Below are 13,646 nucleotides of genomic sequence, written 5' to 3'. Positions count from 1 at the left end.
AGAAGCCCAGCTCAATCGAGCTGGGCTTTTTGCATTGGGCCTGCTGGGCGCGATGCCTCCGTAAGGTGCCAGCCAGCCCGCCATTCGTCAGCAAAAACTTATCGCTAATCAGAAATTTCTCTCAACAATTTACTGAACATATAAGATGTCAGTGTGAAATTTCAGAGATCCGCCATGGCTGCCTCTTGCCAAAAGCGTGGTTTTACCCTGATTGAGGTTGTGGTGGTGATGGCTGTATTTGCCATCTTGCTGGCAATTGCGGTGCCATCCATGTCGCAGTTTGTGACGGAAAACCGCATCAAGCAGGCAGCCACTGATATCAATATGACCTTGCTGAATGCACGCAGCAACGCCATGCGCATGGGTGTGCCTGTGGTGGTGTGTGCTTCTACCGGTACCGCCAGTGGCGGTGTAGCCAGCTGTGATGCAAGTAGCTGGAGTTCCGGCTGGGTGTCGTTTGTTGATTTTCAGCGTACGGGTAGCCCGACTGCATCCGGTGTGCTGGTCATGCATGGCTCAATTCCGTCTTCCCTGTATGTCACGATCACGCCGAGTGCAACAACGGCTTTTCAGTATTTGCCTGGCGGGCAGATGAAGCTGCAGGCCACTGGTTCGGGTGGCTCTGCGGCGACTACCACGACCAAAATCGCCATCTGTGATGTCACTGGGAAGAGCTCCACCATGGCACAACAGGTGAATATTCTGTCCAACGGTCGCCCGCAGCAATTGAGCCTGGGGACCTGCCCATGACACCACGCACAGGTATTTTCCCCAGAAGTGAAGCCGGGGTGACCATGATTGAAGTCCTGGTTGTGCTGGTGATTGTGGCCATCGGCTTGCTTGGCGTGGCGGCCTTGCAGTTGAACAATCTGCGCTATTCCAGCCTGAGTAGTGGCCGTCAGCAGGCTGCGCTGGTGGCGGAGCAAATGGCAGATCGCATGCGTGCCAATCCGAATGCCGACTATTCCAGTGCATCGGGCAGCTACAGCGGCAATTGCTATGCGGCTACCACTAATTGTCCCTCTACCACGCCGGCTAACCGTGCTGCTTTCGATCTGAGCGAGATCCAGGCGATTGCTGCCAGCAGCGGCTTGTCCAGCTCGACAGTGTCCGTGAGCAAGGTGTCCAGTGGCAGCGTGGTGTTCGGTTATCAGGTGACCGTGAGCTGGCAGGAGCGGGCAACCAGTGTCGCCTCGCAGACGGCCACGGCATCGATGTCGGTATTGGTGAGACCATGATGAACAATCCAGCGCGATCGGGGCTGTGTGCTCGTCGTTCCAGTGCAGGCTTTACCATGCTGGAGCTGATGGTGTCAGTCACCATTTCCTTTTTCATCATTCTGGCGGTGAGCAATATTTTCATTGCCAACCAGCAGACGCTGACCGCGCAATCCGGCAATGCGCTGATGACCGATAACGGCCGCATCGGCCTGGCAGTCATCGGTCGCCTGCTGAAACAATCGGGATATTGCGATGAGGCGTCGTACAGTGCCACCGATGCCAGTGGCAACTGGGTGATTCCCTGCAACCATATCAATGCCACTGCCTCGGCTGGCAGTGCCGGCTCCGATGCATATTCCCAAATAAGCCTGGCGGCTTCACCTGCCGTTGCCATCGCCAGCGGCTCCAGCAGTTTCACCTTGAGCAATGGCAGTACCGCCAGTTTGAGTGCGATGGGGCAGTATAGCGACACCCTGACCATCAGTTATATCAGCGGGCCGCAATCCACTTCTTATACGGCCATGCCTGATTGCCTGGGCAACCCCTCTCCGGCGGCCAGCAATGTGATTGTGAGCAATACCTTCTACATTCAAGTGCAGGGTGTCGGCACCGGTAGCAGCCCGCAAGTCATCCGGCCCCAGCTGATGTGCAAGGTGAGCTGGACCGACATCAACGGCAATGCATTGTCCAGTTCGCTGACCAGCAGCCTGGTTTCTTCCGGTGTGGTGGCGGAGAACATTGAACGCATCGGTGTGTTGCTGGGCGTGGACAGTGCCAGTGACGGGATGCCCGATTACTATGCACCGCCCAGTTCTACGATCAGCATGAACAAGGTGTATGCCGTGCGTGTCGTGCTACTGGCACGGCAGGATCCGGTATACAACCAGGTGCGGGCTGAATCCTATGGTGGTTCGAACTTCAATATGTTCGGAAACAGTTATGGGGCGACTGTCTCCACAACCGACAATTCCTGGGTCAAGCCACTGGCGGCAAGCTCGGTGGCGTGCAGCACCAGCAACCCCTGCTGGGCGCGCCGACTGTACGACTCAACCTTTGTCTTGCGCAACAGGATGCCGTGATGCGGCCATCAACCATATTTCTACGACAACAGGGTGCTGCGCTGGTGATCGCGCTGGTACTGCTGGTGGCCATGATGCTGATTGGCCTGACGGCTTTTTATTCGTCCAGGCAGGAGGAGCGCCTGGCGCGTGCCGGGCGTGATGGTCTGATGGCGCGTGAGGCAGCCGAGGCGGCGCTGCGTTATGCCGAGGGGCAGATTGCCAGTGGGGTCATCACCAGTAACCTCGGCTTCAACAGCTGCCCCAATTCAGCATCTACCGGCTTGTGTTCCAACTACGCCAGTGGGCCGATGAGTGTCTTACTGGCATCGGCGGCCATTGCTACCTCACCGACCACCGTGGCGACCGTACCCAGCACGGCATGGAATGGCGGCAACCTGGGTAGCTATAGTTTACAGGCTCCCCGTTATGCGATAGAGGCGATTCCGGATCAGGCAGCAGGGAGTAACCTGAGTACCGAGGGCTATATTTACCGCATTACCAGCTGGGGCTTTGGATTTAACAGCAATATCGTGACGGTGATGGAGTCCATTTACCGTCCTGCGCAGTAAGTGGAGACACAAATGAAAACAAGGGTATCGATTTCCGGCTTGCTGTTATTTTTGTTGTGGGCTCCCTTGGTGTTTGCTGCCTCGGCAGTGTCGATCGGCTCTTTGCCATTGGCAGGTATTGGCTCTTCTTATGGCCCGAATGTGATGTTTGCGCTGTCGGTCGAGTTTCCGACTGCCGGTTCGGCATTCAATACCAAAACCTCCATCGGCAGTGTGGCGGACCTGGATGTCTCCGGCGTGGGGAATACTCCGTTTCTGGGGTATTTTGATTATGCCAAGTGCTATCAATATACCGGCTCAGGAACAACGGGATACTTCAAACCCTATAGCAGTGCAACATTGACTACGGTAGGTAGTTACCAGATCTATACCTGTGATGGTACGGCGTGGAGTGGCAATTTGCTGAACTGGGCCACCATGTCGGCGATTGATGTCTTCCGCGCCACACTGACCGGCGGCAACCGAGCACTGGGGACCGGAGGCTGGTCATCTGGTAATACCACGGCATCGACACTGACCAGCGATTATTCGGCAGGTGATACGACAAGCGCGACCTATCTGCGCCGTGCGGCGGTTGTTCCTGGACAAAACCAGGGTTATAACCTGACCGGTAAAACCGTATCCGGTTTGACCGTGAGTGGTACTAATTATATGGCCAAGATCACGCCATACAGTACTACCTATAAATATCTATGGTTCAGCAATGGTCCGGGTTACGATAGTTCGTCCACCTCTTCACATCCATGGAGTGTATCCATATACCGGTCCTCGGGCAGCACCCAGCCCAGTTCGCCTTATGAAGTGGACAATGCCATTGTGAAAGTGTGTGTCAGTGGCATGGTGGAAACGGGCAGCACCACACCCTATACCTGCAAGCAATATGGCAGTAATTACAAACCGGAAGGCCTGATTCAGACCAATGGCAGCAAGATGCGCTTTGGCGCGGCCAGCTATCTGGTGAATACCCAGTACACTCAGGACGGTGGTGCCTTGCGCGCGCGCCTGAAATATCCAGGTATTTCCCAGTCGGTAACCGGTAGTTCTGGCAGCACCTATACCCTGGGGGCCGAGTGGAATAGTGATGGTACGTTTGTAGTGAATCCGGATGCCAATGATGCGGCATCCCATATCATTTCTTCAGCAGATACCACGACGACCTATGGTAGTACCCTGGCAGTTTCCAATAGTGGTGTGGTCAATTATCTGAACAAATTTGGCGATACCATTACCAGCAACGTCGGTTACAAGGCCTATGACCCGGCAGCCCATCTGTATTACGCAGCTCTGCGTTATTACCGCAACTATGGGAATTACTCCACTTTTACCAATACGCTGAGCAGCAATACCGCCTGGCAGGGTGGTTTTCCGGCCATTACCGACTGGGATGATCCCATCCTTAATTCCTGCCAGAAAAATTTCATTATCTATATTGGCGATAGCAATACCCATAATGATATTGACCTGCCTGGTTCATCCTGGTCAGGAGCAGTAGCACCGACTGACGATACGGCATTCAATGTCTCGACCTGGACCAATAATCTTGGCCAGGATGAGGGGATGAGCAGCCCGCAGTATCAGACGGTCAATACCGGTTCAACCAACTCTCCTCCCTATATTGCTGGCCTGGCATGGTGGGCCAATACCAATAATATCCGGACCAAATCGGGCGATACCAAAACGGCCTCCGTTAGTTCTTTCATGATCGATGTGGTCGAAAGTGGCGGGTACAAAGGTGTAGGGAATTGCGGCAGTTGGAGCACTAAGGTTTGTAACGCTTTCTTCATGGCAGCCAAATATGGTGGTTTTACCGATTCGAATGCCAATGGCTGGCCAGATCTGGCGAGTGAGTGGGCATCTGCAGCCAGTAGCAGCACCAGTACTACGGGTTCTACTTCCATTTCTGTTTTCCCCAGCCCGGCAACTGGCTATACCGGCACACCAACCAACTATGCCCCGGCGAATAACCCGGCAGCCATGATTACGGCGCTGACCAATGCACTGAGCTCGGTTTCCGGCTCTGCCAATGCTTCGCAGTCCGCCTTGACTTCATCAGCGGGAAGTCGGGTATATACTTCGGGAAGTTATGTTTTCCAGCCGGCATTTAATTCAACAGACTGGAGTGGTGATCTGATCGCCAATACTGTTTCTGTTGTGACCAATTCTGCGGGTACCCAGACTCCAGTTTATACCCCTGCCTGGCAAGCCAAGCTGAAGCTGGAGACCCAGTTAAACAGCGGGGTTTCCTCCCGCAATGTCATCACCTATGACTACACAACCATGGCGGGGGCTACATTCAATACCAGTTGGTTCTCCGGGTTGAGCACGAAAAATGATGTGCCCACCGGTACGGCAAGCTTTCAATATTCAGGATTGAATGCCAGTAGTTATGGCAGTTATCGGGTAGATTATTTGCGCGGTGACAAAACACAAGAGAGCACGACCGCTTCGCCCCAATTCCGGGCACGCAATTATCGGATGGGAGATGTGGTGCATTCCACGCCAGTTTACATTCCGACCCCCAAGGCGGATCCGGCTGGTTGTACTTTTGATGCAAACCTGTCGAATCCGACTTCTGACCGGACCAGTATTTTTGCCCGGCCTGCGGCGGTGGCGGTGTCGGCTAATGATGGTTTTACTCATATCTTTAATGCATCCAGTACATCGTCCACGGTGGGTCAGGAGCTGGTTGCTTATTTGCCGGCCAGCATTTTCCCCAATTTGCCCAACCTGGCTTCCACCACATATTCACATCAATTCTTCAATGATGGTAGCCCGGTTTACAAGGATGTTTGTTTTCTCTATGGCAGCACCGGGTCCTTACTGAGCAATCCGGAAGCACGTTCTGTGGTGGTGGGCACGACCGGAGCGGGTGGGACCAGTGTTTATGCGCTGGACGTGACTCATGTGGATAATATGAGCAGCAGCAATGTGCTGTGGGAATTTTCAGCCAAGGATGATGCCAAGCTCGGTTATACCATTGGTAATCCAGTCATTACCAAACTGAGTAATGGTCGGCCAGTCGTGATTTTTGGTAATGGCTTCAATCAGAGCAGTGGCACTACCGCATCATTGTTTGTACTTTATCTGGACAAGCAGTCTGGCACCAGCTGGACAAAAGGCACCAATTATTTCCGCATTGATCTGCCTACGCCTACGCTGCTCAATACCTCTCCCAATGGTTTGTCAGCTCCGGGTATTATTATTAGTAATGGTGCCGTGCAGGCCGCCTATGCTGGTGATCTGAATGGTAATCTGTGGAAATTCAACTTGTCGGCCACCGACCCTAAAACCTGGGCTGCCCCGACTGCACCACTATTTACAGCGTGTAGTTCGTATACTGTCAGTAGCCCGACCACTCTGCTGACCCAGTGTACCGCGAGCACGGTACAGCCGATTACCACCGGAACCTATGTTACCAAAGACCCTCTGCGCGGGTATCTGATCTTGTTTGGCACCGGTCAATATCTGTCGGGTAATGATTTGAATCAGACCAATACTCAGACTCTGTATGGCATCCGCGATGATGGCTTGCTATCGGCAAAGAATACCTTGACGGCCAGCCTGCTGGCGCAAAAGGTGGGTTCACTGGTAACCACAACCACCAGCAATGGTGTTACTTCATCCTATTATTCCATTGTCAATGATGCAACGAACACCAATAGTAGTTGCTCTGGTGCAGCCAGTTATCTGCCATATGGTTGCAATGGTTGGTTTTTGCCCTTGGCGGCAACCGGCTTTACCAGTGGCAGAGAGGTAGCTACTCCGTATATCTATGAAAATACGCTGGCATTCTTTAGTGTGGCCATGCCGTCCAGTAATAGTGTGTGTGGTAGTGGTGGCTCAACCGCTGATTTTGGTCTCAACTACGCGACAGGCACGGGAACAGTATCGGCTATTTATGACACGTCGGGTAATGGATCAATGAATAGCGCCGACCAGGTTGCCAATGCCATGGTCAATAATGGCATTTCTCTTGGAGGCTCGATGATTATTACTTTGGGTGGCACTACCTACCGGTGTTCGACCAGTTCCTCCGGGGCGATTACCTGCACGGCAATGGCCAATTACACGAGTAGCTATGGCCGGTTATCCTGGCGTGAAATTATTCAATCCTGGTGATACAGATCATGCTTAGAAAAGAAACAGGTTTTACCTTGATCGAACTGATGATTACGGTGGCCATCGTCGGCATCCTGGCGGCGATTGCCTTGCCCTCCTATCGCAATTACGTGATGCGGGGGCACCGTGATGAGGCCGAAACAGTCATGCTGCAGGTGGCACAGGAGCAGGAGCGCTACTACACCATGAACAACCAGTACAATATCGGTGTCACTCAGGTCAGCCCGCTGGGCGCAACCGGTAGCTCCATCCTGTACAACATCACCGTGGCCAGCGGTACGGCTCCGGCCGGTTTCCAGGTAAATGCAGTGCCGGCCAATGCCCAGTCACCGGACTCCCAATGCGGCACGCTGACGCTGGACTCGCTGGGTAACAAGGGCTCCAGCGGCACCTATTCTACGGCCGATTGCTGGAAGTAAGCAGGCCGCCATTTCCGATTGCATTTGTTTCTTGGCCGGTGTGCAGCCTGGGGGCGTGACTACCGTATAATGTCGGCCAGTCACGCTCCTAACAGGCTCTGCCATGTCCTACCCCACTCCCGCATTCGAAGACAAGATCTGCGCGCCCGAGGCTCTGGCGGCGCGGCTGGCGGCTTTGCCGCGACCCATCGTGTTCACCAATGGCTGTTTCGACATCCTGCATCGCGGTCATGTCACCTACCTGGCGCAAGCACGCGCCTTGGGTGCCAGCCTGGTGCTGGGACTGAATACTGACGCCTCGGTCAAGCGCCAGGGCAAGGGCGATGATCGCCCGATCAATAGCGAGCTGAACCGTGCCGCCGTGCTGGCCGCGCTGGAAAGCGTCAGCCTGGTGACCTGGTTTGACAGTGACACCCCGGCGGATCTGATTGAACTGGTGCAGCCGGATGTGCTGGTCAAGGGCGGTGACTGGACGGTAGACAAGATCGTCGGCAGTGCCGAAACCCTGGCCCGTGGTGGCGAAGTGCATTCCATCCCCTTCCTGTTTGCTACCTCGACCACGCAAACCATTAACAAGATCCGCGCCGCCGAGGATCAGCAGTGAGCGAACATGCTTTTGCCGTACTGCGTCAGCTCAGCGATGGCCGCTTCCATTCCGGTGCCGATATCGCGCGCGAGCTGGGCTGTTCGCGCACGCTGATCTGGCAGGCGGTGCATGCCATCGAAGAGGAGTTCGGCCTGACTGTGTTCAGCGTGCGCGGCCAGGGCTACAAGCTGGCCGAGGCGTTCGAATGGCTGGATGTGGCGCGTGTGCGCGAGGCGTTGACCACCCCGGCGGCGGAAACATTCACCCTGGCGGTGGCCGAACGGACCGACTCCACCAATAGCCAGCTGATGGCGCGTGCCGCCAGTGGTGGCCTGCACGGCCTGGTGCTGGCGGCCGAGATGCAGACGGCCGGGCGCGGTCGCCTGGGCCGCCGCTGGCAGACCCGGCTGGGCGCTGGCCTGACCTTTTCCCTGCTGTGGCGTTTTGATCGCGGCCTGGCCGAGCTGGCCGGCCTGTCACTGGCTGTGGGGCTGGCGCTGGCGCGCGCTCTGCATCAGCAGGCGGTGCCGGTACAGCTCAAATGGCCGAATGATGTGCTGCTTAATGGCCGCAAGCTGGCCGGCATCCTGATCGAGCTATCCGGTGATGCACTGGGGCCGGCGGCGGTGGTGATCGGTATCGGTTTGAATCTGGATAGCCCCGGTGAAGTAGACCAGCCGGTGGCTTCGCTGGCCGAGGCCGGCATCCGTCTGGGGCGCAACCAGTTACTGGCTGCGCTGCTCAGCGAACTGGCCACGGTGCTGGATACCTTCAATCGCGAAGGGTTTGCTGCGTTCCGTGATGACTGGATGCGTTGCTCCAGCCATGAAAACGCTCCGGTACGGCTGAGTTTTTCCCATGGCGAGCCGGTGGATGGCATTGCCCGTGGGGTGGCAGAAAATGGTGCCTTGCAAGTGGAAACCGCAGACGGCAGCTTGCGCATTTTCCATGCCGGTGAAGTCAGCCTGCGGAGCCGCACATGAAACTGCTGCTGGATGCCGGTAACAGCAGGCTGAAATGGGGCGTGCATGATGGCAGCAGCTGGCTGGCGCAAGGTGCCGTCGCGCATGACGCCATTGCCGGCTTGGCCGCGCAATGGGCTGGCTGGCCGATTCGCACCGTCCATGCTGCCAGCGTGGCCCGCCCCGAAGTGGCCGAGGCCATCGTGCAAGCTGCACCCTGTGCTGTGCTGTGGGTGCGTGCCGCCGCCGCTTTTGCCGATGTGCGCAATCACTACCGCAATCCGGCGGAGCAAGGGGCCGACCGCTGGCTGGCGGTACTGGCGGCGCGCAGTCTGTGCCCGGACGATGTGGTGGTGGCCTGTGCCGGTACGGCGCTGACCGTGGAAGCGCTGACCGCCGAGGGCGATTATCTGGGCGGCATGATACTGCCCGGACAACAGCTGATGCTGCGCAGTCTGGCGCAGGGCACGGCCCAGCTCGACCGCATGGCAGGACAGGTGCAAGCCTTTCCGCAGGGTACGGCCGATGCGCTGGCCAGCGGTGTGCTGGCGGCGCAGTGCGGGGCCATCGAGCGCATGAGCCGGCAGCTGGCCGCACATACCGGTCGTGGCCTGCCGCAAGTCTTGCTGACTGGCGGCGATGCCGCGGTCATTGCCGCGCAACTCGCCGTGCCGCCGCGTATCGTGGATAATCTGGTGCTGATGGGACTCTTGAGAGTGGCGTGCGAATCATGAAGTGGTTTCTGGTACTGATTGTGGTGCTCAATCTGGCGGTAGCCGGCTATGGCTCGTTCAAGCAACGGCCACCGGCAGACGTGCACGCCCAGGAAATCAGCCCGGAGCAGGTCAAGTTGCTGCCGCCCGACTGGCAGCCCGCTTCTGCGCCGGCCGCCGATGCCAGCGCCCCGCTCAAGCTGGTGGCCTCCATGCCGCAAACCGAGACCCTGCAGCCCGGCGATTTGGGCAAGGCGGCTTCGCAGCCGGCCAGCAGCAAACCGGAAGCAGCCAAGGCGAAAGTGGAAGCCTCCAAACCGGAAGCCAAGGCCGTGGTGAAAAAGGCGGTAGAAACAAAACCGGCGGACAAGCCAGCCGACAAGCCGAAAGCAGAAGCCGCCAAGCCAGAGCCGGCCAAGGCGCTGGCCTGCTATGACTGGGGCACGCTGGATGCCAAGTTGCTGGCGCGGGTCAAGGGGGGGCTGCCCAGCCTCAAGCTGAAGGCCGAGCAAATGACGGAAACCGCCAAAGGCGAGGTCAAGGGCACCGGCAAGTTCTGGGTTTATCACCCGCCACTGGCTACCCAGGCCGAAACCCAGACCCTGTCTGCCGAGCTGAAGGATAAGGGCTTTGACAACTACATCGTGCATAACGACCCGTTCAAGGGCAGTGTGTCGCTCGGTCTGTTCGGGCAGGAGGGCGCGGCCAAGGCCATGCTGGCCAAATTGAAAGCCGCCGGTTTCGACAAGGCCATGACCGAACAGAAGGGGCAGAAGGGCGCGGCCACGGTGCTTGGCTTCAAGGCGCTGGAGCCAGCACAGGCCGAACGTCTGCAGGCGCTGCAAAAACGGCTGACGCCGGGGATCCCGCTGCAATCCTGTCGTTGATTATTGCGTTGCAGCAAATGAAACCGGCCCTGCGCTTGTCAGTGGCCCACCTGAAGATGGATGATGAACGGCAATGCGGGGATGTCCCGCCTTGCCGTTTTTTCATGGTCTGCTATGTCCCGACGTTCAAGCAATATCACCCGCCTGCTGGATCGCGGCGCTTTCAATGACCGCGTGCTGCGCCAGCTAGGCGGCTCCATGGCTTTTATCGCCGGTGCGCTCAATGCCGGTGGTTTTCTGGCGGTACATCGCTATACCTCGCATGTTTCCGGCATTGTTTCCGGCATGGCCGATGATCTGGCGCTGGGGGAAATTCGCCTGTCGCTGTCCATGCTGATCATGCTGCTGTGCTTCATTGGCGGGGCCATGCACTCCACCTGGCTGATCTTGTGGGCCAGGCGCCAGCGCCTGCGTGGCGGCTACGGGGTGTCGATGATGGAAGAAGCCGGCCTGCTGTTGCTGTTTGGCCTGTTAGGCGCCGGGCTGGCCAGTCACAAGGGCTTGTTTACCCCGCCCACCGTGATGTTGCTGTGCTTCATCATGGGCATGCACAACACCATCGTCACTAAGCTGTCCGGCGGCCTGCTGCGCTCCACCCACATGACCGGCATTGCCACCGATATCGGCATCGAGCTGGCCAAGATGAGTTATTACAACCACCTGCACAGCCCCAAGATCAAGGACATCAAGTCCAATCGCAGCCGCTTGTGGGTGTACGGCATGATTCTGTCAGCTTTTTTCCTGGGCGGTGTGGTGGGAGCGCTGGGTTTCAAGCACCTGGGTTATGCCTTTACCCTGCCGCTGGCGCTGCTGCTGTTCGCACTTGGTCTGCGGCCGGTGTGGTACGACATGCGCCTGCGCTGGCGCTGGTGGTCGCAGCATCAGGAGCAGGGCGCGGGCCAGCAGGACTAGCTGCCTGCCACATGGTGTAAGCGGCCTGTCAGGCCGGGCATTGCTGGCCATCGGGGTGGCTGCGTTCCTCGCTGCCGGGGTGGCTGGCCAGCAAGGAGGTGGCCGCGCCATCTGCTCCGCCCAGCCGGGTGAGGAACTGGCCAAGTACGCAGGGAGAGCTGCCACGGGCTGCCAGGGCGCGGAAGGCGTAGCGGTCGGCATCACGTTCGAAATCGCGCGAGTATTTCATGTCGGCCAGCATGATGGGTGCCACCGCCAGCACCGGTGTGGTATCGCCAGTGAACAGTGTTACCGCCAGCGACAGGCCGCCATACTGGATCAGCCCGCGCAGCCCGTGCCGTCCCTCCACATGACCTACCTCATGCGCCAGTACGGCATAGATCTCTTCATCGTTTTTGGCTACCTTGACCAACTGGTCGGTCAGGATGACCTGGCCGGCGGGCAGGGCAAAGGCATTGGCACCGATGTCGCGTGAATCCACCACCCGCAATTGATAGTGATAGCGGCTGTCCTTGGGGACGGCCTGCAGCAGCAGCGCCTGCAAGGCATTTTGCCGTGCCTGTGACAGCTGGGAAGGGCGGATGCTATTGGTTTTTTCCAGCAGGCTGATGGTGGGCGCAGCCATTTGTTCTTCGATGGCGATGGGGGTGCGCCGCGCCGCTTCATCGGCCAGCCAGGGCAGGCCGTAGCGATAGCCGCACCAGACGGCGATGATGGTGAGCAGCGCCAGTACGGCCAGCACCTGCCAGCCGCTGTGCAGCCACTCCAGCAGGCGCACACCCAGCGGCAGGCCGCCGCTCAGGTGGCGGCAGCGGTATTCGCTGGCCACTTCGATCACGCCACCATCGGGCAGTTGCAGCTTGTCGGGCAGGCCGGGCAGGCCGGCTTCGAATTCCACCTCGCGTGCCAGATAGCGGTGAGTGTGCACGCCATCGGTAAATACCAGATGGTGGGCATCACGCTGCAGCATCACCGGCCGGCTGGCGGGGCTGCGGCCATCCATATAACTGCCCGGCAGACTCATAGGCCCAGATCCAGTTCAAAGCCGTCGGCGGCGGCATCGCCCAGCGCGCTGCGCGAGGACTGGGGCCGGGCACGGATGGCATCAAGGTCGTCATCGGGAAACATCTTCAGATGCTCTAATCTGTAGCGCAGTGCGCGCAATTTGGCAAAGGGGTAATACAGTCCCAGTGTCAGCATGGTGAGCAGGGCATTGCTGGCATGCAGGTTCATCAGGCCGCGCAGCGTCATGCTGCTTTCAAAGCGGTGCAGCCGGCCATTGCTTTCCAGCAGGACGTGGTTCCACATCACATTGGCCAGCCCGTCGCGCACCACCTGGCCGATGGACATCCACATCAGCAACAGCATCAGGTAGGCCAGAATACCCAGTGCCAGCAGTGCGAAGACACTGAGCCGCTGGTGAAACAGCTGGCCGATGATGGAGGAATACAGGCCGCCGATAAAACCGAACAACAGCATCATCAGCAAACCCAGCACACTGGCGCGGAAATAGACCCGGTAATAGTCGCCGGCGCATTTGAGCATTTCAAAGCGGGCATTGCCAAACCAGGCGTTGTTGACCAGAAAGCGTTGCTGCATGTGGCGGGCATAGGGATAGCCGATGCCCAGCGTCAGTACGGTAATGATCAGCCCCAAGATGAAGGGGCCGACCGCATCCATGGTACTGGCGCGGAAGTTGAAGCGCATCTGGCGCCAGCTGGTGTTGCGCAGGCGAAAACGCATGGCCATCACCACCACCCAGGGCAGGGCCGGCAACAGCAGCAGATAGAGCAGGGCATGCAGCCCCGGTGAGTATTTCTGTGTCACCGCCAGCAGCAGTAGCACCAGGAAAATCAGTGCCCGGCCCTTGAGGATGGCCAGTGGCTTGCCGTGATAGCCGAAACCGGCACCGGCAAAGCGGCTGTGGCCGTACAGGTAGCGATGGCTGCGCACCTTGCCCCAGGCCGAATAGATGCCCAGGGTGAGGATGGACAGCAGCAGGTTGACGATCCAGATGCGGAAGTAAGCCGCACCGCTGCCGCTGAAGCTGAAGCTCAGGCCGTCATCTTGCGGCGCGGGCTGTGGGGCCGGCTGGCCGATGCGCACCGGCTCCATGGCCAGCGTGTAGTCTTGCGACGAGGAAGTCATGATGGCCCCTTTGTGGCATCTGTGGATGTTTTGTCGCGCCAGCGCGGCGG

At 58.1% G+C, this 13,646-nt stretch carries 13 protein-coding genes; 11 read left to right on the top strand and 2 right to left on the bottom strand.

Going from position 1 to position 13,646, the window contains the following annotated elements; all coding sequences use genetic code 11:
* The first annotated feature begins 174 nt into the window (after positions 1 to 174).
* The 11 genes from EAY64_RS11180 (at position 175) to EAY64_RS11130 (ending at position 11,448) form a co-directional block, all read left to right on the top strand.
* Positions 175 to 750 carry a GspH/FimT family pseudopilin gene (locus EAY64_RS11180; protein WP_103524835.1) on the top strand — a complete coding sequence of 192 codons (576 nt, stop codon included), beginning with the start codon at positions 175 to 177 and terminating at the stop codon, positions 748 to 750.
* Positions 747 to 1,238 (top strand): type IV pilus modification protein PilV, encoded by a 492-nt coding sequence (pilV, locus tag EAY64_RS11175; protein ID WP_103524834.1) that lies wholly within the window; start codon positions 747 to 749, stop codon positions 1,236 to 1,238. Before EAY64_RS11180 ends, pilV begins: the two co-directional genes overlap by 4 nt.
* A complete protein-coding gene (locus EAY64_RS11170) occupies positions 1,235 to 2,299 on the top strand; it encodes a PilW family protein (protein ID WP_103524833.1) in 1,065 nt (354 codons plus the stop codon). Before pilV ends, EAY64_RS11170 begins: the two co-directional genes overlap by 4 nt.
* Positions 2,299 to 2,850 carry a pilus assembly PilX family protein gene (locus tag EAY64_RS11165; protein ID WP_103524832.1) on the top strand — a complete coding sequence of 184 codons (552 nt, stop codon included), beginning with the start codon at positions 2,299 to 2,301 and terminating at the stop codon, positions 2,848 to 2,850. The genes EAY64_RS11170 and EAY64_RS11165 overlap by 1 nt, the downstream gene beginning before the upstream one ends.
* Before the next feature lie 12 nt (positions 2,851 to 2,862).
* Positions 2,863 to 6,969, top strand: a complete 4,107-nt coding sequence (locus EAY64_RS11160) for a pilus assembly protein (protein ID WP_103524831.1) — start codon at positions 2,863 to 2,865, stop codon at positions 6,967 to 6,969.
* A gap of 8 nt (positions 6,970 to 6,977) precedes the next feature.
* Entirely contained in the window at positions 6,978 to 7,388 is a 411-nt protein-coding gene (locus EAY64_RS11155) for a type IV pilin protein (RefSeq protein WP_103524848.1), read from the top strand.
* Positions 7,389 to 7,491: 103 nt separating this feature from the next.
* The gene (gene rfaE2 / locus EAY64_RS11150) at positions 7,492 to 7,992 is read left to right on the top strand and encodes a D-glycero-beta-D-manno-heptose 1-phosphate adenylyltransferase (RefSeq protein ID WP_103524830.1); all 501 of its coding nucleotides are present in this window, start codon (positions 7,492 to 7,494) and stop codon (positions 7,990 to 7,992) included.
* Positions 7,989 to 8,957, top strand: coding sequence for a biotin--[acetyl-CoA-carboxylase] ligase (locus tag EAY64_RS11145; RefSeq protein WP_103524829.1), 969 nt, complete (start codon positions 7,989 to 7,991; stop codon positions 8,955 to 8,957). Before rfaE2 ends, EAY64_RS11145 begins: the two co-directional genes overlap by 4 nt.
* On the top strand, positions 8,954 to 9,670 hold the full coding sequence (locus EAY64_RS11140; protein ID WP_103524828.1) for a type III pantothenate kinase: 717 nt from the start codon (positions 8,954 to 8,956) through the stop codon (positions 9,668 to 9,670). The genes EAY64_RS11145 and EAY64_RS11140 overlap by 4 nt, the downstream gene beginning before the upstream one ends.
* Complete coding sequence (locus tag EAY64_RS11135; RefSeq protein ID WP_103524827.1) at positions 9,667 to 10,536, top strand: SPOR domain-containing protein; 870 nt, start codon at positions 9,667 to 9,669, stop codon at positions 10,534 to 10,536. Before EAY64_RS11140 ends, EAY64_RS11135 begins: the two co-directional genes overlap by 4 nt.
* Before the next feature lie 114 nt (positions 10,537 to 10,650).
* The gene (locus tag EAY64_RS11130) at positions 10,651 to 11,448 is read left to right on the top strand and encodes a YoaK family protein (RefSeq protein WP_103524826.1); all 798 of its coding nucleotides are present in this window, start codon (positions 10,651 to 10,653) and stop codon (positions 11,446 to 11,448) included.
* A gap of 28 nt (positions 11,449 to 11,476) precedes the next feature.
* Here EAY64_RS11130 and EAY64_RS11125 read toward each other — a convergent pair whose 3' ends face one another.
* Both EAY64_RS11125 and EAY64_RS11120 read right to left on the bottom strand, forming a co-directional pair.
* The gene (locus tag EAY64_RS11125; RefSeq protein WP_103524825.1) at positions 11,477 to 12,472 is read right to left on the bottom strand and encodes a M48 family metallopeptidase; all 996 of its coding nucleotides are present in this window, start codon (positions 12,470 to 12,472) and stop codon (positions 11,477 to 11,479) included.
* Positions 12,469 to 13,596 carry a YjgN family protein gene (locus EAY64_RS11120; RefSeq protein WP_147456210.1) on the bottom strand — a complete coding sequence of 376 codons (1,128 nt, stop codon included), beginning with the start codon at positions 13,594 to 13,596 and terminating at the stop codon, positions 12,469 to 12,471. The genes EAY64_RS11125 and EAY64_RS11120 overlap by 4 nt, the downstream gene beginning before the upstream one ends.
* Positions 13,597 to 13,646: the final 50 nt, after the last annotated feature.

The organism is Aquitalea palustris (assembly GCF_003693445.1).
Lineage (GTDB): Bacteria > Pseudomonadota > Gammaproteobacteria > Burkholderiales > Chromobacteriaceae > Aquitalea > Aquitalea palustris.
Note: the sequence above shows the minus strand (reverse complement) of the source record. Positions and strands in the feature narration are given on the sequence as shown.

Coding starts and splice junctions, on each gene's coding strand:
- EAY64_RS11180 (WP_103524835.1), top strand. CDS start 175: ATGGCTGCCTCTTGCCAAAAGCGTGGTTTTACCCTGATTGAGGTTGTG.
- EAY64_RS11140 (WP_103524828.1), top strand. CDS start 8,954: ATGAAACTGCTGCTGGATGCCGGTAACAGCAGGCTGAAATGGGGCGTG.
- EAY64_RS11120 (WP_147456210.1), bottom strand. CDS start 13,596: ATGACTTCCTCGTCGCAAGACTACACGCTGGCCATGGAGCCGGTGCGC.
- EAY64_RS11155 (WP_103524848.1), top strand. CDS start 6,978: ATGCTTAGAAAAGAAACAGGTTTTACCTTGATCGAACTGATGATTACG.
- pilV (WP_103524834.1), top strand. CDS start 747: ATGACACCACGCACAGGTATTTTCCCCAGAAGTGAAGCCGGGGTGACC.
- EAY64_RS11135 (WP_103524827.1), top strand. CDS start 9,667: ATGAAGTGGTTTCTGGTACTGATTGTGGTGCTCAATCTGGCGGTAGCC.
- EAY64_RS11130 (WP_103524826.1), top strand. CDS start 10,651: ATGTCCCGACGTTCAAGCAATATCACCCGCCTGCTGGATCGCGGCGCT.
- EAY64_RS11165 (WP_103524832.1), top strand. CDS start 2,299: ATGCGGCCATCAACCATATTTCTACGACAACAGGGTGCTGCGCTGGTG.
- EAY64_RS11125 (WP_103524825.1), bottom strand. CDS start 12,472: ATGAGTCTGCCGGGCAGTTATATGGATGGCCGCAGCCCCGCCAGCCGG.
- EAY64_RS11160 (WP_103524831.1), top strand. CDS start 2,863: ATGAAAACAAGGGTATCGATTTCCGGCTTGCTGTTATTTTTGTTGTGG.
- EAY64_RS11170 (WP_103524833.1), top strand. CDS start 1,235: ATGATGAACAATCCAGCGCGATCGGGGCTGTGTGCTCGTCGTTCCAGT.
- rfaE2 (WP_103524830.1), top strand. CDS start 7,492: ATGTCCTACCCCACTCCCGCATTCGAAGACAAGATCTGCGCGCCCGAG.